This window comes from Pseudomonas sp. NFIX28 (assembly GCF_900107395.1).
Taxonomy (GTDB): domain Bacteria; phylum Pseudomonadota; class Gammaproteobacteria; order Pseudomonadales; family Pseudomonadaceae; genus Aquipseudomonas.
On the sequence record NZ_FNPW01000007.1, the window covers coordinates 199663 to 216064 of the forward strand.

General features: G+C 57.6%; 10 protein-coding genes and 1 other RNA gene. 5 read left to right on the forward strand and 6 right to left on the reverse strand.

Annotated features, from left to right (window positions below; genetic code table 11):
* Positions 1-197 precede the first annotated feature (197 nt).
* On the forward strand, positions 198-1682 hold the full coding sequence (locus BLV20_RS15830) for a helix-turn-helix domain-containing protein (protein WP_092303178.1): 1485 nt from the start codon (positions 198-200) through the stop codon (positions 1680-1682).
* A gap of 314 nt (positions 1683-1996) precedes the next feature.
* Here the strand turns inward: BLV20_RS15830 and BLV20_RS15835 are convergent, their stop codons facing one another.
* Entirely contained in the window at positions 1997-2305 is a 309-nt protein-coding gene (locus BLV20_RS15835; RefSeq protein WP_092302972.1) for a hypothetical protein, read from the reverse strand.
* 124 nt (positions 2306-2429) lie between these two features.
* Between BLV20_RS15835 and BLV20_RS15840 the strand changes: the two genes are divergently transcribed.
* From BLV20_RS15840 to BLV20_RS31015, 3 genes are all read left to right on the forward strand, one after another.
* Positions 2430-2651, forward strand: coding sequence for a helix-turn-helix domain-containing protein (locus tag BLV20_RS15840; protein WP_092302974.1), 222 nt, complete (start codon positions 2430-2432; stop codon positions 2649-2651).
* 1177 nt (positions 2652-3828) lie between these two features.
* A complete protein-coding gene (locus tag BLV20_RS15850) occupies positions 3829-4398 on the forward strand; it encodes a recombinase family protein (protein WP_092302978.1) in 570 nt (189 codons plus the stop codon).
* A 573-nt stretch (positions 4399-4971) separates the two neighbouring features.
* Positions 4972-5712: a DUF5343 domain-containing protein gene (locus BLV20_RS31015; RefSeq protein WP_139192710.1), complete on the forward strand. Its 741-nt coding sequence runs from the start codon at positions 4972-4974 to the stop codon at positions 5710-5712.
* Between the two features lie 738 nt (positions 5713-6450).
* Here BLV20_RS31015 and ffs read toward each other — a convergent pair.
* Positions 6451-6547, reverse strand: an RNA gene (gene ffs / locus BLV20_RS15855) — signal recognition particle sRNA small type.
* A gap of 893 nt (positions 6548-7440) precedes the next feature.
* On the opposite strand from ffs, the gene BLV20_RS15860 reads away from it, so the two are divergent.
* Positions 7441-7827, forward strand: a complete 387-nt coding sequence (locus BLV20_RS15860) for a DUF6124 family protein (protein ID WP_092302980.1) — start codon at positions 7441-7443, stop codon at positions 7825-7827.
* Positions 7828-7939: 112 nt separating this feature from the next.
* Here the strand turns inward: BLV20_RS15860 and BLV20_RS15865 are convergent, their stop codons facing one another.
* From BLV20_RS15865 to smc, 4 genes are all read right to left on the reverse strand, one after another.
* Positions 7940-9106: a zinc-binding metallopeptidase family protein gene (locus BLV20_RS15865; protein WP_092302982.1), complete on the reverse strand. Its 1167-nt coding sequence runs from the start codon at positions 9104-9106 to the stop codon at positions 7940-7942.
* Positions 9107-9308: 202 nt separating this feature from the next.
* Positions 9309-11675 (reverse strand): NAD-dependent DNA ligase LigA, encoded by a 2367-nt coding sequence (ligA, locus tag BLV20_RS15870; protein ID WP_092302984.1) that lies wholly within the window; start codon positions 11673-11675, stop codon positions 9309-9311.
* Between the two features lie 128 nt (positions 11676-11803).
* On the reverse strand, positions 11804-12652 hold the full coding sequence (gene zipA / locus BLV20_RS15875) for a cell division protein ZipA (protein ID WP_007922364.1): 849 nt from the start codon (positions 12650-12652) through the stop codon (positions 11804-11806).
* 260 nt (positions 12653-12912) lie between these two features.
* The gene (gene smc, locus BLV20_RS15880; protein WP_092302986.1) at positions 12913-16401 is read right to left on the reverse strand and encodes a chromosome segregation protein SMC; all 3489 of its coding nucleotides are present in this window, start codon (positions 16399-16401) and stop codon (positions 12913-12915) included.
* Position 16402: the final 1 nt, after the last annotated feature.

The window sequence follows — 16402 nt, forward strand, 5'->3', positions numbered from 1 at the left end:
AGCGGGATTGACTTATTATCTAGAAAGTGTATGATGTCGCTTGTCTCAACGGACAGATCGACAACTCGAATAGCCTCACACGAACACTGTTCATGCAGCGTTTTAGATGGGGCTTTTTTGTGTCTGCGATTTACCAAACCAAACCGGCAATACCCGAGAGGAATGCCTATGACATGAACTGAAAAGGAGAAATGAAGATGACCAGTATCGCCCTAAATAAAGTAATTCATACCGCTGTATCCGCTCCAGGAGCGGGCAAAACACAAGCACTCATTAGCCAGATTCCGTCTTTGCTTTCTGCGGGACGCTCCATTGTTCTTGCACTCCCTACTCTCACCCTGACCGATAGCTTCATTGATCGCTTACCTATGGGGACGCCCTACCAAGTTATCAACTCCAACACCTTCGATCATGTTAGCTCCGAGCTAAACCAGACCTTGCGTGAGAAGCCAAACGAACTGGTGATCACGACTCATCAGAGCATTTTCTCGGCAAAACCTGACTTGCTCTCGGGCTGGGTGTTTGTTGTCGATGAGCTACCTGTCGTAGCCGACTTTCCAGCATACCCATTCGAGCCTTCGGAGCTGGCCCAGCTGTTCGTGAACGTCGAGGAGCGGGATGGACGCCTCCACATTCGAGAAGGTTGTGCTGACGCGATTGAAACAGCATTAGCGACCTTTAAGGCAGTTTCAGCAGGGGCTGAACGCACGTCGATGTTGAGCAGCGAAGGAGCCCGCATTTATGAATGCCTGAAGGATGAGCATCCAGTGTTCATCGATACTGAGATGGCTAATGGGAATAGGTATGTCCGAGCAGTAGTTGAGTCAACGTGCTGGAGCGCATTTGCAGCGGCGGAAGAAGTGCACGTTCTTGCGGCCACAGTTGAGGGCAGCCTGTTTGATGACTTCGCTCAGGTGCACGGGTTCACTTATGAAAGGTCGGACTTCACGCCTGAGTTTGAAGGCTACGCCTCGCCAATCACAATTTACCCCTTCATGCCAAAGGGACGCATTTACAGCAAGGCGGCGGTAACAGTGACGGCTTGTGAGAGTGGCACCACTGGCGAGCAGAAGCAGGGCGAGCTTCTAGTGATTGATGTAATTCTCAAAGCTGCCCTCCAGCGGGCTACTGGAGTTCCGCTGCTGTTCTGCAATAAGTGGGCAAGCTTCAGGTGGCTATCCAAAGGGTCCGTACACCACTGTTCAATCGACAGTCGAGGCTTGAACGAGTATCAGGGTGAAACTGATGCGATCCTCCTGTTTGGTGGGAACCCATCACCATCGGACGAGCGTGCACTAGAGTTTTTGGCCGTAAAGTATGATCGCGTATTTCGCCAAGGATTCATGGTTACCAGATTTCTGGAGCCTAGCTTGCAAGCGGTAACTAGGACAGCGATACGAGACAGGGGTAACACGAAACCGATACAACTGTTCGTGCAGGATGGGCGAGTGGCTGAATACGTTGTATCCAGTTACATGCCACATGCCATGATCGACTGGAGTTTGTCAGAAATCTGCCCTGTGGTTGAGGATCGCAGAACAACCGAGGACCCACGGAAGCGACAAGTATTCGAGCTGTTTGCACAAGACAAGAAGAACACCGAAATTGTAAGCATCACGGGCGTTCATCGGAACACTGTTTCGAATTGGAGAAAAGATTGGCGCTTATATCAGGCCGCTTGATACCAAACTTGTTGCACATCGCAACCCTGTAGATGTTCAACCATTGTGCATCGAAGATTTTGCACATTGATCCTAAGAGGCTTATTAGGAAAGATGTGCAGCTTCACACTACATCACCCCAACTCTGAATCATGAGATCCATTCAATATTGATTATCTACTTATAAAATTGGGGATGAATGATAATAAATATCATCCCCTAACCTCCAAGGCTTACCGCCTTGATGTGCAACCAATTAAGCCCAGCTTTCGGTGCAAACACTCTAGCGGAGCAGAGAGAGCATTCCAACCAACTCCGCTTTCAGTGTGGGACAACTACCGCAGGTAGAAGTAGAGGAACACAACAACCAGAACCACGAATATCACCCTTCCTTGAATGACATCACTGGTCAATTTATCTGACTTGATCTGTCGGTAGGTGTCGGAATCGCTCAGACCCTGCGTCTTGTAGTGCATGATCTGATTGATTTGCTTGTCGAGTTTCTTGTTGTGGCTTTGATTGCTCGAAGCAACGATGAACCACACGATCAGCCACAGGCCAAAAGTTGGGATACAGAGCAGCAGGTGCAAGATGTGACTCGTGTTTTTCTTCTGGCTGGTTAGAAAAAACAGTTTTTCGTTCATGGGTCATCCCTTTTGAGGTGCAAGCTGATCGCAGTTGATCGATTGGTGATGATGCCATTGTATCACTTGGTGTGTCATCAATCAGTGTGTTCACGACCAGGATACATCCGACCATCATCTGGGAATGCAACCAAATCAAAATCTGAGAAAGGGCTTCGGCCAAAGAATTCGAGAGCTTCGCACCAATCAGGGCTTCAGTCAGGAAGCGTTTGCTGATCGGTGCGGGTTCGTTCGGACATACATGTCTCGCATTGAGACCGGGACCGCCAACCCTAGTCTGGATGCCGCCAAAGTTCTTGCCGATGGATTGGGAGTATCGCTGTCGGAGCTGCTTGAGGGCCTTTAGGTAAATTACCTATTACCGAAATCTCCTATGACGGTATTGGTCAGGCGTTTCAGGCTTTGGCTGCAATTAGATTCTGTGATGCGCCCCACAAGGAGCGGTTTGAAGCTATGTGTGAGCCAGTACCGTGAGGAACCGCCTCACGGCTATAGCCCTACGAGCCTCCTATAGGTTCTGTGCGAGCCAGTCTGAGCACTCCTTATCAAACCCTACCCACGCTCCTTGGCCTGCCAAGGCCACGACTAGCAATTTATCGTTTCCATCTAAATAGACTGCGAGCCGGTCCCTAACTTGAACAGTTGTAAGGTTAGTGCTGACAATCCAGTTTGAGTCTAAACAGTGCCACCATGATCCTAGCGCCTTTATTCCCTCGTATAATTCATTGTAATTCCTACCGGGCGCTCTCAGATCGTAGGTGATAAGTATGCTCGCCATATTCAACCTCCATTGTTAGTCCGTAGTGATGGAATTTCGAGAATAGGCCATTTTCCATTGCTCCGCATATTGGGCTCTAATGCTCAAAGCAAACACTATTCTGCCAATGATCGAGAGTCGTGCATGCTGCCGATGCATCTCCGCCCCCCCATCTCTGACCTTGTCAGAGTTGCTGCATGTTGGAAGGAATACCTTTGCAAGAGTAGCGTCTGTAAGTGCAGGCTAGCTTTACGGTGTCGCCAAGCAGTGGAGCGAACCCAGCTCCAATTCAAATACCAAAACGAATTGGCATAACCCTGCTGGTCGCCCCACTGCATGTATCTGAACCGACCTGCCATTTACTTGGATGGCTTATGAACCGGTAGGGTTGGATGCTTCGGTTTGTTTTCTGGGTTTACATGACGCCTTCTGTCGTCTTTGCCGTCGTCTCGTGCAGGCTTTGGTCCGGGCTTGATATCAGTAAACATATTCTGTCCTTGGTGGCGTTGGTTCTGAAACTAGTGGATGAGAAGCGATCGCATTGAGTTTGCTCTCTGTAACTTCCAACCCCGCAAGAACAGATAGCATCAATTTGCCATAGGTCAAGGTAGGTGATGCTGCGTTTGATTTCATCGGGATCATCAAACGGTCGTTAAACGATCCTGTCCATCAGGCCTCAATTTGGCATCATCTAAATAGGGTTTATCGTTTATCGATACCCTGATACATTGATGCCACGTTAAATGATCCCTTCTGGAGAAGCCCGATGTCCCGCACCTTCCTTTATGCCCGCGTCTCGACATCAGGCCAGTTCACAGAGAACCAAGTGCAAGAGGTCAAAACCGCTGGCTTTGATGTGCAATCGAAGCGAGTAGTCGAGGAAAAAATCTCAGGCAGCATTGCAGCCAAGGAGCGCCCCGGCTTCCAGAAGCTTTTGGAGCGTATGGAATCGTCTGACGTACTGATCGTTACCAAGCTTGACCGTCTAGGCCGTAACGCCATGGATGTGCGTCAAACCGTTGAACATCTGGCTACTAACGGCATCCGTGTTCACTGCCTCGCCCTTGGCGGCGTAGACCTCACATCAGCAGCAGGCAAGATGACCATGCAGGTGTTGGGTGCAGTGGCTGAGTTTGAACGTGACTTGCTGATTGAGCGTACTCAGGCGGGATTGGCTCGTGCCAAAGCAGAAGGGAAAAAGCTGGGACGTCCAGAGGCAACCGACACCACCACCGCAGTTCAACGTTTGAAGGCACAAGACAGGACACAGGCTCAGGTAGCGGCAGAACTATCCATCGGCATCGCCACGGTCAAGCGTCACTGGAACAAGGCTTGATCCTTCCCTCGTTTTGTAGCCTCACTCAGCCCGCTTCGGCGGGCTTCGTCACATCTATGACCTGGAGATGGTTGCTTCAACTTATTTTAGAAAAGCAGCGGCTCTCATTTACCCCCCTCGCACTTGGCTAAGCACCTCGGGCAAAACCACCGGATTATTTTTCCTACCGCAAAACCAAACGACTTTCGAAGTGCACCCGAAATTTTGGCGGGGCAGGGATATTTCCAGCACGCCCCCTCGATCCGCCCCCCCCTCATACTACCGCGTGAATCACACGACGATGCGGCCAGTCCTCATTTGCAGCCCAGACAACCGAAAAAACTCGCCTGAAACACACAAAAATCAGCGACCAGTGAAAAAATCCACGAATCTATGATTTTTGTGCAAAAAAAAATATCCTATGCTGAATCATACTAACTTATTGATTTATATATAAATAACTATCAGCAACCTTCTCAAACAACACTATCAGTTAACGCATAAAGGCGAACAACGGAGAAAACCCACTTGCAGACTGCACAATGCGGAAACTAAGATAAGCACATAGCCAACCATGACAGCAGATTCGCAGACATGAACGACAAAATTGTCCGGCCCCCATACACCTCGTACCGCAGCTTTGAAAGCTTGTTGAATGAACTGAAAGATCACGAGGTTATGCCTGCGGTTATTGACCGAAGCACGCTACAGAAACGCTCTGGATCAGAACAATCAGCACTGCTTGCAACCTTCAAATGGTTCGACCTGATTGATGAGAAGCATGCCCCTACAACTCTACTTGAGTCGTATATCGCTGCAGATCAGGATCAAACGAAATCATTACTCAAAGAAATGATTGAACGCTCCTACACATTTGTTTCCGATGGGACATTCAACCTTCGTAATGCAACATCGAATCAAATGGCCGACAAGTTTCGTCAATACGATATTTCCGGATCGACGCTTACAAAATCTGTCGCCTTTTTCCTCAGTGCCGCTAAAAGCGCGGGTATTTTCGTCAGCCCTCACGTAAAGGCCCCCGCAGCTCCGGTCGGAACCGCCAAGAAAAAAACAGCAAAACCATTGCCAGCCACTGCGGAACTAGCGCCAACGCCCAGCACATCGTCACACCACCCCCACCCCCATGCCAAGCCCGGAATGATCCACATCCCTATACCAATCATGGGCATGAATGATGGATCAATTAATTTGCCGGACAACATGGATGCAAGGCAGTGGGCATCAGTTATCAAGATGACTGAGTTCATCCTTCAAAACTATCGAGACACAATGGCAGCATCGCCACCCGCAAAGGCGGAGGATGAACTGATATGAGAAGAGTCTGCGCCACTTATGTCAATTCTGCCGACATAGGTGGCCAATAAAAGAAACGCCCCGATTCAAGGTATCCATCTGGTCGAAGGACTTGAATCGAGGCGGTGGCAGACACTGCTCTCTCGCTGAGATTGCTGCTTTCGATAACCACCTCTGGAAAAGGTAAATGGTTAAAGATCGCATACAAGCTCTACGGGAAGGCGATACGGCAAGGAAGTCGAGGGCGTCCCTCTACCGATTACCGTTGTGTCCAAGCAGCTGGAGTGTAGCACAACAAGGGTAATTTCCTATCGCCCTCACAAACCTGTGTACGAGGTGACGTATGTCTCCAGTCAAATCAGTGTTTGTGACTACATATACTCGGATGCGCTTCGGGCGTCTCGAGCATGTGTGCTCCCATTGGCGTAGCTGTCCAACCATGTGAGTCGCACAAAGAGTAGCCGGAGGAGATTGCTCCTCCGCTTCTCCCCCCCCCCAGGAATACGATCACCCTGAGCCAATGCAAGGGGTGATCGCCCTAGAGTCTCGACAACAAACACAAAAAATAAACGCCATCCGTTATCACGGGACTTTCTGCGTGCGACGGAGAATCAGGATTGCTCTGATAGCATACGAAAAACGGAAAGGTTAAAATCGCCAGCACAGTGCACCACTTGGATGTACTTAAACGCTGTCACACTTCGAGAATTTTTGACTAATAACACGTTGATTTACAACGGTTTTTTAGATAGGTGGCAACCCCACCAGCCACACTCCGGCACACAATGTCACCGCTGCGGCTGCTCCCTTCCAGGCCTGACCGGGTTCACGGCTGATCGTTGCGAGGGGACCAATGGGGTCACCATAACGACGCTCACCTGACGGCGAGCCGCGCCATTGTACCTATCTGCGGCGAAGTTACAACCGCTCTGTAAGGATTAAAAAATCTGAACCGCTTCAAGCACTTGGATCATTACCCCACTTGCTTGTCGATTCCTGTAGCCGCTGCCGCAGGCTGCGATCGGCTCCGCAGGAGACGCCAAACCCGCACCCTCCATTTCCCTGCCCCACCACGCCGCCTGGCCTGGCGGGCGCTCCGCGCCCGTTCGCAGCCTGCGGCAGCGGCTACAAAGCGCGCCGCAAACACCGCACCGCGTTCCAGACCCATTGCTGCGGGCGCAACTTCCAGCCCAAATGCAACACCGCCCTGTAACGCAACGCCGACCCTGTAGCCGCTGCCGCAGGCTGCGATCGGCTCCGCAGGAGACGCCCAACCTGCCCCCTCCATTTCCCTGACACACCGCACCTCCCGGCCTGGCGGGCGCTTCGCGCCCGATCGCAGCCTGCGGCAGCGGCTACAAGGACCGCGTATAAGTGAGATGGCAGTTTTGCGGCGAGCTGGCCGTCGATTTTTCGCTTTGTTTTGTAAGGGGTTTCCTAGAAACTCCGGAACGCCTTTGGGCGGGTTGTACCCCTGAATTTGATCGGGCAGTCTGCGGGGGTCGCTGCAATTTCAGCGACCCGGATGTGGAAGTCTGGAAGAGTCATTGGTACAGCGCTCAACAGCGGCTGCTGGCGTTTTATGTCCGCAGATCCGTGTTATGGCGACCATGCGTGGGGCACTTTCGAGTGCGCCGGGCTTTGGGTACCAAGGACTCCCCGGTCTTCCACACCCACGCATGGCTGCCACCCTCTCGTGTGGAAGCGAGACTGGCGGCTTTCACCTTTCAGAGAGTCGTAGGTACCCACATGAAAAAGCTCGTCCCCGACCCACCCTTCACTGCCCCGCGCCGACTACGCGATCCGGAACTGGATGCAGCCAATGCCTCCCTGCTCCTGTCGCTCCATGACCAGAAGCAACCGCTGCTGGCGCAACTGCAAGAAACCCGCAGCCAGCCCTTCGGCCTGCAGGACGCCCAACAACGGCCGCTGTTCGCGGTGCAGGCCGGGGTGAATGCCGAAGAAGCCTTGATGCATGTCTCGCTACTGCTCAAATGCGCCGAAGAAGTCTCGGATGAAATCACCGAACAGGGCAGCGGCATCGAACGCGGGCTGATCTGGTCCATGGTGCATTCCGTGGAGATGGCTCGCGCAGTGGTCGATGCCTTGCTCGATGGCGTGCGCACCAGCCGCTAACCGCCCTTGGTAGGAGCGAAGCTTGCTCGCGAAAGCATCGCCACGGTCTTCTGCCGGGCCGAGTCGCTTGCATTGCGAGCAAGCTTCACGCCTACAGAAGCAGCCCGTGCCGTCAGGCTTGTTCGAGTGCTTCGTCGGCCTTGCCGCCGGCCTGCTGGATCACCAGGTGGATGAAGTGCAGCTTGGCGATCACCGCTGGCGGTAACACAAAGGGATAGAAGTCCGGCTGGCCCATGCTGCGCGACAGCTCGTTGAGCATGCCCGCCAGTTCGATCCAGGCGTTGATGAAAGACAGGAACGCCGGGCCGCCCGGGTGCTGCGGGTCGTACAGGGCATCCAGCGGGAATGGCTGGTAGTCGAAGTCCATCTCCCGGGCGCTCATGCCGAAGCCCAGCGCGGTATCGACCGCGTCCATCATGTGCAGGTAATGGGCCCAGGTTTCCGCCCAGTCCTCCCAGGGGTGCATGGTGGCGTAGGCGCTGACATAGGTCTGCGACCAATCGTTGGGCGCGCCCTGTTGATAATGCCGGTCCAGGGCTTCGGCGTAGCTTGCGCGTTCGTCGCCGAACAGCGCGCGACAGGGCTCCAGCCAATGGCTGCCTGCGATCAGGCGATCCCAGTAGTAATGCCCCACCTCATGCCGAAAATGGCCGAGCAAGGTGCGATAGGGTTCGTGCATCTGCACTCGAACCTGCTCGCGATAGGCGTCATCGGCCTCCTTGATATCGAGGGTGATCAAACCGTTGGCGTGGCCGGTCATGGGTGCCCTGCCCTGCAAATCGACACCGACAAAATCGAAAGCCAGGCCGGCCTCTTCATCCTCGGCCTTGGCGATCAGCGGCAACCCCAGGCTGACCAGTTGCGCCACCAGGCGGCGCTTGGCGATTTCCACCTTGCGCCAGCGCTCGGGGTTTTCCGGCACGCCAAGATCGGGAATGGTCCGGTTCAACCTGCACGCCACACACAAGGTGCCGGCAGCATGCGCAGGCAGCAGCCAGTTGCAGGCCGCCGGGGTATCGAGGTTGGCACAGCGCCGGAACAGCCCGGCTTGCGGATCGACGTCCAGCCGCCAGGTATCGGTCTCCGGCCCTGGCTGCAGCGACGACAAGCGACTCTGCTCAGGCTGATAACCCAAGGCCGCCGAGCAGGCCAGGCATTGGCTGTTGCGAAAGAACAGCGACTGCCCGCAGCGACACGGCCAGACCTTGCTGTTGCGGCCGCTCTCACGGACAAAGGGCGCGGCGATACGGGAACTGAGCTGTTCGAAGAAGCGGTGCATGACGATCTCTCCCTGGGCGTGCCAAGACTAGATCATGGGAAGGAGACGATTGTTCCATCGCCTTCAGGGCGTTCCTGCCGGGGGAACGCCATTCCATGTAGCCGCTGCCGCAGGCTGCGACAAGGTCCGCAGGACCTTCCGGCGTCCGACAGAGCAACGCCCGCTGCGCGGTCGATCGCAGCCTTCGGCAACGGCCACAGGGTTATGCCGAGATACCGTGCTCGCCGAGGAAGGCCACGAAGGCGTCTTCATCCAACACCTTGAGGCCCAGCTCGTTGGCCTTGGCCAGCTTCGAGCCGGCGCCGGGGCCGGCTACCACGCAGTGGGTCTTGGCCGAAACGGAACCGGCGACCTTGGCGCCCAGGCTTTCCAGCTTGTCCTTGGCCACGTCGCGGCTCATCAGTTCCAGCGAGCCGGTGAGCACCCAGGTCTGGCCGGCCAGCGGCAGCCCTTCCACCACTTTCTTTTCGCTCTGCCAGTGCATGCCGAAGGCTTGCAGCTGCGCCTCGATGGCCAGCGCCCGAGCGGCGTTTTCCGGGTTGTCGAAGAACTCGCGCACCGCCTTGGCCTGCTTCTCCGGCAGGGTCTGGCGCATGTCCAGCCAGTCCGCCTTGACCACGCCGTCTAGGGTCGCGAACTTGTCCGCCAGCTTCTGCGCTGCACCCGGCCCCACCGATGGAATGTCCAGCTTGTCGAGCATGCCGCCCAGGGTGGTGCTGGCAGCGAACTCGGCGCCCAGGTCGCCCTGGTCCTGCAGCTCGAGCGCGCACTGCTGCGGATCGAGCAAAGCGCTGATCACCTGCTGGTTATGGCTGTCCTCGAAGAAGCTATGAATTTCGTGAGCCACTTCCAGGCCGATATCCGGCAGATAGGTCAGCACTTCCGGCAAGGCCTGCTGCACGCGTTCCAGAGAGGCCAGGGAGCGCGCCAGGACCTTGGCTGTCTCTTCGCCCACATCGGGAATGCCCAGGGCGTAGATGAAGCGCGCCAGGCCCGGTTTCTTGCTGTCTGCAATGGCCTTGAGCAGCTTGTTGCTGGAGACCTCGGCAAAGCCTTCCAGGTCGATGATCTGTTCGTACTTGAGCTTGTAGAGGTCGGCCGGCGAGCCAATGAGTTTTTCGTCCACCAGCTGTTCGATGGTCTTGTCGCCCAGCCCCTCGATATCCATCGCCCTGCGGGAAACGAAGTGAATGATCGCCTGCTTGAGCTGCGCGCCGCAGGCCAGGCGGCCGACACAGCGGTACACCGCGCCTTCACTGATGGTTTCCTTGCCCTTGCTGCGCTTGATCAGTTGCGTGCGCTCGACATGCGAACCGCACACCGGGCAGGTCTGCGGAATGTGCACCGGGCGCGCATCCGGCGGCCGGCGCTCGGTCACCACCTGCACCACTTGCGGAATCACATCGCCCGCGCGGCGGATGATCACGGTGTCGCCGATCATCAGGCCCAGGCGCGCCACTTCGTCCATGTTGTGCAAGGTGGCATTGGAGACGGTGACACCCGCCACCTTGACCGGTTTCAAGCGCGCCACCGGGGTTACGGCGCCGGTGCGGCCAACCTGGAATTCCACGTCCAGCAGTTCGGTCAACTCTTCCGTCGCCGGGAATTTATGAGCGATCGCCCAGCGCGGCTCGCGAGCCCGGAAGCCCAGCTCACGCTGCGAGGCAATGCTGTTGACCTTGAACACCACGCCATCGATTTCATACGGCAAGCCATTCCGGCGCTCGCCGATATCGCGGTAGTAATCCAGGCATTCTTCGATGCCCTTGGCCAGTTTCAATTCGCGACTGACCGGCATGCCCCATTGCTTGAGCTGTTGCAGATTGCCGATATGGGTGTCGGCAATGTCAGCGGTGACCTGGCCGATGCCATAACAGCAGAATTCCAGCGGACGGCTGGCGGTGATCTTCGAGTCCAGCTGGCGCAAGCTGCCCGCCGCGGCGTTACGCGGGTTGGCAAAAGTCTTGCCGCCAACTTCCAGTTGCGCGGCATTGAGCCGCTCAAACCCGGCCTTGGACATGTAGACCTCGCCGCGCACCTCGAGCGTCGCCGGCCAGCCACTGCCATGCAGCTTCAACGGAATGTTGCGCACGGTGCGCACGTTGACGCTGATGTCTTCGCCGGTGGTGCCGTCGCCGCGGGTCGCGCCGCGCACCAGCACGCCGTCCAGATACAGCAGGCTGACCGCCAGGCCATCGAGCTTCGGCTCGCAGCTGTATTCCACCGCCGCGCCGCCGCCGAACAGATCGCCCACCGGCAGGTCGAGACCCTCGGTCACCCGGCGGTCGAACTCGCGCATGTCGGTTTCTTCGAAGGCGTTGCCCAGGCTGAGCATGGGTATTTCGTGGCGCACCTGAGTGAAGGCCGAGAGCGCAGCGCTGCCGACGCGCTGGGTGGGCGAGTCACTGCTGACCAGCTCCGGGTGTTCGGCTTCCAGTGCCTTGAGCTCATGGAACAGGCGATCGTATTCAGCGTCGGGAATGCTCGGCTCGTCGAGTACGTGGTAGCGAAAGTTGTGCTGATCCAGCTCAGCGCGCAGCTCAAGAATGCGGGTTTCGACGGAGGTCATGGTGTTCTCTCATAAAGCAAAAGAGCAGCCTAGGCTGCTCAATATTTGTCCGGGTGGGCCTTCGGCCCTATCGCGAGCCCGCTCCGGCAGGCCGAGGGTCATGCGGGAGCGGCTGGCTCGCGAAGCGCTCAGCGCTTCTGGGTCAGGGCGCGACGTTCGAACTCGACGATGCGCTGACGGTAGTGCTCGATGGTCTGGGCGGTCAGCACGCTGCGCTGGTCGTCCTTCAGCTCGCCGTTCAGCTCCTGGGACAGCTTGCGCGCCGCGGCCACCATCACGTCGAAAGCCTGCTTCGGATGACGCGGGCCTGGCAGGCCGAGGAAGAAGCTCACCGCCGGGGTGCTGAAGTGGTCGATGTCGTCCAGGTCGAATACGCCCGGCTTGACCGCGTTAGCCATGGAGAACAGCACTTCGCCATTGCCGGCCATGCTTTCGTGACGGTGGAAAATATCCATCTCGCCAAAACGCAGGCCGCTTTCCAGGATGTTCTGCAACAGCGCCGGGCCCTTGAAGCCGCCGGCATCACGGCAGATCACGCTGATTACCAGCACCTCTTCAGCTTGCGGCTGGTCTTTGTCGGCGTAGCCGGAAGCCTTGGTTTCATCCGGGAAGTCGTCGTCGCGGCTGCTGAAGCTCGGGCCGCCGTCCAGATCCAGGTTGAGGTTCAGGTCGCCCTGTTGCGGCTCGCTGGCACGCTTGCCACGCTTGGAGCCGGACTCGCGCGGTTCGCGCGCCGGCGCGCTCATCGACGGCAGGTCGTGCTCGTCGAGTTGCGGTTCCTTATGGGTATCCAGCACACGGGGCGGGCCCAGCAGTTCGGCACTGCTGTCGTCGTCCGGCAGGTTGGACAGGCTGCGATCCAGGCGGAATTTCAACTTTCCTTTGCCGCCGCGCATACGGCGCCAGCCATCAAAAAGAATACCGGCAATGACAATGATGCCGATGACGATCAGCCACTCGCGCAGACCGATTTCCATGTAATCCCGTGCCTCTATGAAAAATGCTGAAAAATAAGAGGTTTAGCAAACTGCAAACCGCTTTAAAACGTGGCGCCAACTCTATGTTCTGACTGGCCTTTTGCCCACGTAGAGGAAAAATTGACATTAAACTAGCACGACCAAAGACAACTTTACACCGTCTGTCGCAACGGCTTCATTCAATATGTCGATCAGCCAGTACTCGGCACAGGTAAAAACCTCTTACTTGTCACTTACATACCGGCTTTGGTCGCCGGATATCAGGCGTCCACCATCGCCATCGCCTCCTCGACATCCACGGCTACCAGGCGCGAACAGCCAGGCTCGTGCATCGTCACGCCCATCAATTGATCGGCCATTTCCATGGCGATCTTGTTGTGGGTGATATAGATGAACTGCACCGTCTGCGACATCTCTTTAACCAGCCTTGCGTAGCGTCCAACGTTAGCGTCATCCAGCGGTGCGTCAACTTCGTCGAGCATGCAGAACGGCGCCGGATTCAACTTGAAGATGGCAAATACCAGCGCCAGGGCGGTCAATGCTTTCTCACCGCCGGACAACAAATGAATGGTGCTGTTCTTCTTCCCTGGAGGACGCGCCATGATCGTTACCCCTGTATCGAGTAGATCTTCGCCCGTCAGTTCCAAATAAGCGCTGCCGCCACCGAAAACTTTTGGAAAGAGTGCCTGTAAACCGCCGTTAATCTGATCAAAGGTATCCTTGAAGCGATTACGGGTTTCCTTGTCGATCTTGCGAATCACGTTTTCCAGGGTTTCCAGGGCCTCCACCAGGTCGGCATCCTGGGCATCCAGATAACGTTTGCGCTCGGACTGCTGTTGGTACTCATCGATGGCCGCGAGGTTGATCGCCCCCAGGCGCTGGATGCGTGCGGCAATTCGCTCGAGTTCTTCCTCGGCCTCTTTCTCGCTGGCCTGTTCGGTCAGGGTGGCGAGCACACCCTGCAAGTCGTAGCCGTCTTCCAGCAATTGATCCTGCAAGGTCTTGCGGCGCACGCTCAATGCCTGCCATTCCATGCGCTGCTGTTCGAGCTGGCCACGGATCAAGTGCGATTGCTGCTCGGCCTGGGTCCGACGTTTTTCCGCGTCGCGCAATTCGCGGTCGGCGTCCTCCATGGCGATCTGCGCGCTCTTGAGCTCGACGTCGACGGTCATGCGTTTTTCCAGCAATTCCTCGAGCTTCAGGCGCAGCTCTTCCAGTGGCGCGGCACCCTCCTCCAGGTTCAGGCTGAGCTGCTCGCGCTTCTCCGTCAGGCGCTCCGATTGCTGCTCGAGGCGCTCCAGGGCCTGGCGGGTCGAGTCGTGCTGGGCCTTGAGCGACCCCAGGCGTACCGCCAACTGATGAGCATGATCCTTGTGCTGGCGCGCCTCCTGGCGCACCCGGTCCAGGCGCTCGCGCAAACTGTCGCGCTGGGCCAGCAGCAACTCGCGCTGCTCGGTGTCCAGGGCCATGCTGTCGAGGGCTTCTTGCAGTTGCAGCCGAGCTTCGCCGATTTGCTCATGTTCCAAGGCGCGTTGCTCGCCCAGCTCCGCCACTTCTTCATCCAGGCGCGTGCGGCGCAGGGCCAGTTGTTCGGCCTTGGCCTTGCCGGCGGAAAGCTTGGCTTTCAATTCACCTTGCTGACGGGCTTCGTCTTGCAGCAGGCGCCGCAGGTTTTCGCGACCATTTTCCTGCTGGCGCTGTTGCGCACGCAGGTTCTGCAAACGGGTTTCCAGGTCTTCCACGCTGGCTTCGCGCTCGTCGCGCTCCAGGCTCAGCTGTTCGATTTCCTGGTTGCGCGCGAGCATGCCGCTTTCCGCTTCGCTGGCCCGGCGTACCCGCAGAAAATGCCGGCCGACCCAGAACCCGTCGCGGCTGATCAGGCTCTCGCCGGCCGCCAATTGGCCACGCAACGCCAGGGCCTGTTCAAGGCTTTCCACTGGCTTGACCTGGCCCAGCCAGGGCGCCAGATCGACCTGGGCATCGACTTTGTCCAGCAGGCTGCCGGGTATCCGCGCGCCCTCGCCCGCCAGCTGGAGCAGGCGCAGGTCGCCCTGCTCGAAGCCGGCCAGGTCGAAACCGGCAAAATCGTCGACCAGTACCGCCTGCAGGTCGGCGCCGAGCACGGTTTCCACCGCCAGCTCCCAACCTGCCTCGACCTTCAAGCCTTCGGCCAGGCGCGGACGATCGGCCAGTTGCTGCTCCTGCAGCCATTGCGCCGCGCCGGTCCCCGGGTTCAGCGCCGCCTGCTGCAAGGCTTCCAACGAAGCCAGGCGACCGTTGAGACGCTGCAATTCGCCCTGGGCCTGCTGCTGGGCCTGGGTCGCCTGATGCAGCTCCTGACGCAGCTGCTCCAGGCGCTCGACCTGGCCGTCTTCGCTGGCCTGCAAATCTTCCAGGGTCGCCTCGCTGGCCGCGAGCTGTTCGTTGAGCTCGAGGATCGCCGCGTCTTCTGGATCGGCGGCCAACAAGGCGCGCTCTTCCACCAGGCGTCGCTGGCGCTCGCCCAGACGCTCCATGCTGCCCTCTAGCTGCTGGATGCGCGATTGCTGCACCTCGGCCTGGCGCCGCGGCTCGGCGGACTTGAGGTTGAAACTGTCCCACTGCTCCTGCCAGCCGTGCATGGTGGTTTCGGCTTCTTCCAGGGCCGCGGCCGCTTCTTCGGCCGCGGCGCTGGTGACTTCCTGCTCGGGCTCGAGCATTTCCAGCTCTTCGCCCAAGGTGGCCAGCAAGGTGCGGTCGTGGCCCAGGTGAGATTCGGTTTCCAGGCGCGCGCGCTCGGCCTCGCGCAAATCATCCTGGAGTTGGCGCAAACGCTGCTGGCCGTGCTGGATGCTCTGCTCGACCCGGGCAATATCGCCGCCGACCGAATAGAAGCGCCCCTGCACCAGATTGAAGCGTTCGGACAGCTCATGGTGACCGTCACGCAGGCGCTCGATGGCGGCATCGGCATTGCGTTGCTCCGCCACCAGCGCTTCGAAACTGACTTCCTGGTTACCGATGATCGACTCGCGCTGCCCGACCTGCTCGTTCAACGCCTGCCAACGCAGCGCCGATAACTGGGCCTTGAGCTGACGCTCCTCGCCTTTGTATTCCTGATACTTCTCGGCAGCCTGGGCCTGGCGGTGCAGGCGTTCGAGCTGGCGCTCCAGCTCTTCGCGCAGGTCGGTCAGGCGCGCCAGGTTTTCGTGGGTACGGCGGATGCGGTTTTCGGTTTCCCGGCGGCGCTCCTTGTACTTGGAAATCCCGGCGGCTTCTTCGATGAAGTTGCGCAGGTCTTCCGGCTTGGCCTCGATCAGCTTGGAGATCATGCCCTGCTCGATGATCGAGTAGCTGCGCGGCCCCAGGCCGGTACCGAGGAAGATGTCGGTAATGTCGCGACGGCGGCACTTGGCGCCGTTAAGGAAATAGCTGTTCTGGCTGTCGCGGGTGACCTTGCGGCGGATGGAAATTTCCGCGTAGGCCGCGTACTCGCCGACCAGGGTGCCGTCGGAGTTGTCGAAGACCAGCTCGATGCTGGCCTGGCTTACCGGCTTGCGGCTGGTGGAGCCGTTGAAGATGACGTCGGTCATCGACTCGCCGCGCAGGTTCTTGGCCGAGCTTTCGCCCATCACCCAGCGCACGGCGTCGATGATGTTCGACTTGCCGCAGCCATTGGGCCCGACCACCGCCGCCATGTTACTGGGGAAGTTCACCGTGGTCGGGTCGACGAAGGATTTGAACCCCGCCAGCTTGATGCACTTGAGCCGCACG

What these genes read in the sequence shown, in the direction of transcription:
- ligA (WP_092302984.1), bottom strand. Translation starts at nt 11,675, where the DNA reads ATGACCTCCGTCGAAACCCGCATTCTTGAGCTGCGCGCTGAGCTGGAT.
- BLV20_RS15835 (WP_092302972.1), bottom strand. Translation starts at nt 2,305, where the DNA reads ATGAACGAAAAACTGTTTTTTCTAACCAGCCAGAAGAAAAACACGAGT.
- BLV20_RS15830 (WP_092303178.1), top strand. Translation starts at nt 198, where the DNA reads ATGACCAGTATCGCCCTAAATAAAGTAATTCATACCGCTGTATCCGCT.
- BLV20_RS31015 (WP_139192710.1), top strand. Translation starts at nt 4,972, where the DNA reads ATGAACGACAAAATTGTCCGGCCCCCATACACCTCGTACCGCAGCTTT.
- BLV20_RS15850 (WP_092302978.1), top strand. Translation starts at nt 3,829, where the DNA reads ATGTCCCGCACCTTCCTTTATGCCCGCGTCTCGACATCAGGCCAGTTC.
- BLV20_RS15860 (WP_092302980.1), top strand. Translation starts at nt 7,441, where the DNA reads ATGAAAAAGCTCGTCCCCGACCCACCCTTCACTGCCCCGCGCCGACTA.
- zipA (WP_007922364.1), bottom strand. Translation starts at nt 12,652, where the DNA reads ATGGAAATCGGTCTGCGCGAGTGGCTGATCGTCATCGGCATCATTGTC.
- BLV20_RS15840 (WP_092302974.1), top strand. Translation starts at nt 2,430, where the DNA reads ATGCAACCAAATCAAAATCTGAGAAAGGGCTTCGGCCAAAGAATTCGA.
- BLV20_RS15865 (WP_092302982.1), bottom strand. Translation starts at nt 9,106, where the DNA reads ATGCACCGCTTCTTCGAACAGCTCAGTTCCCGTATCGCCGCGCCCTTT.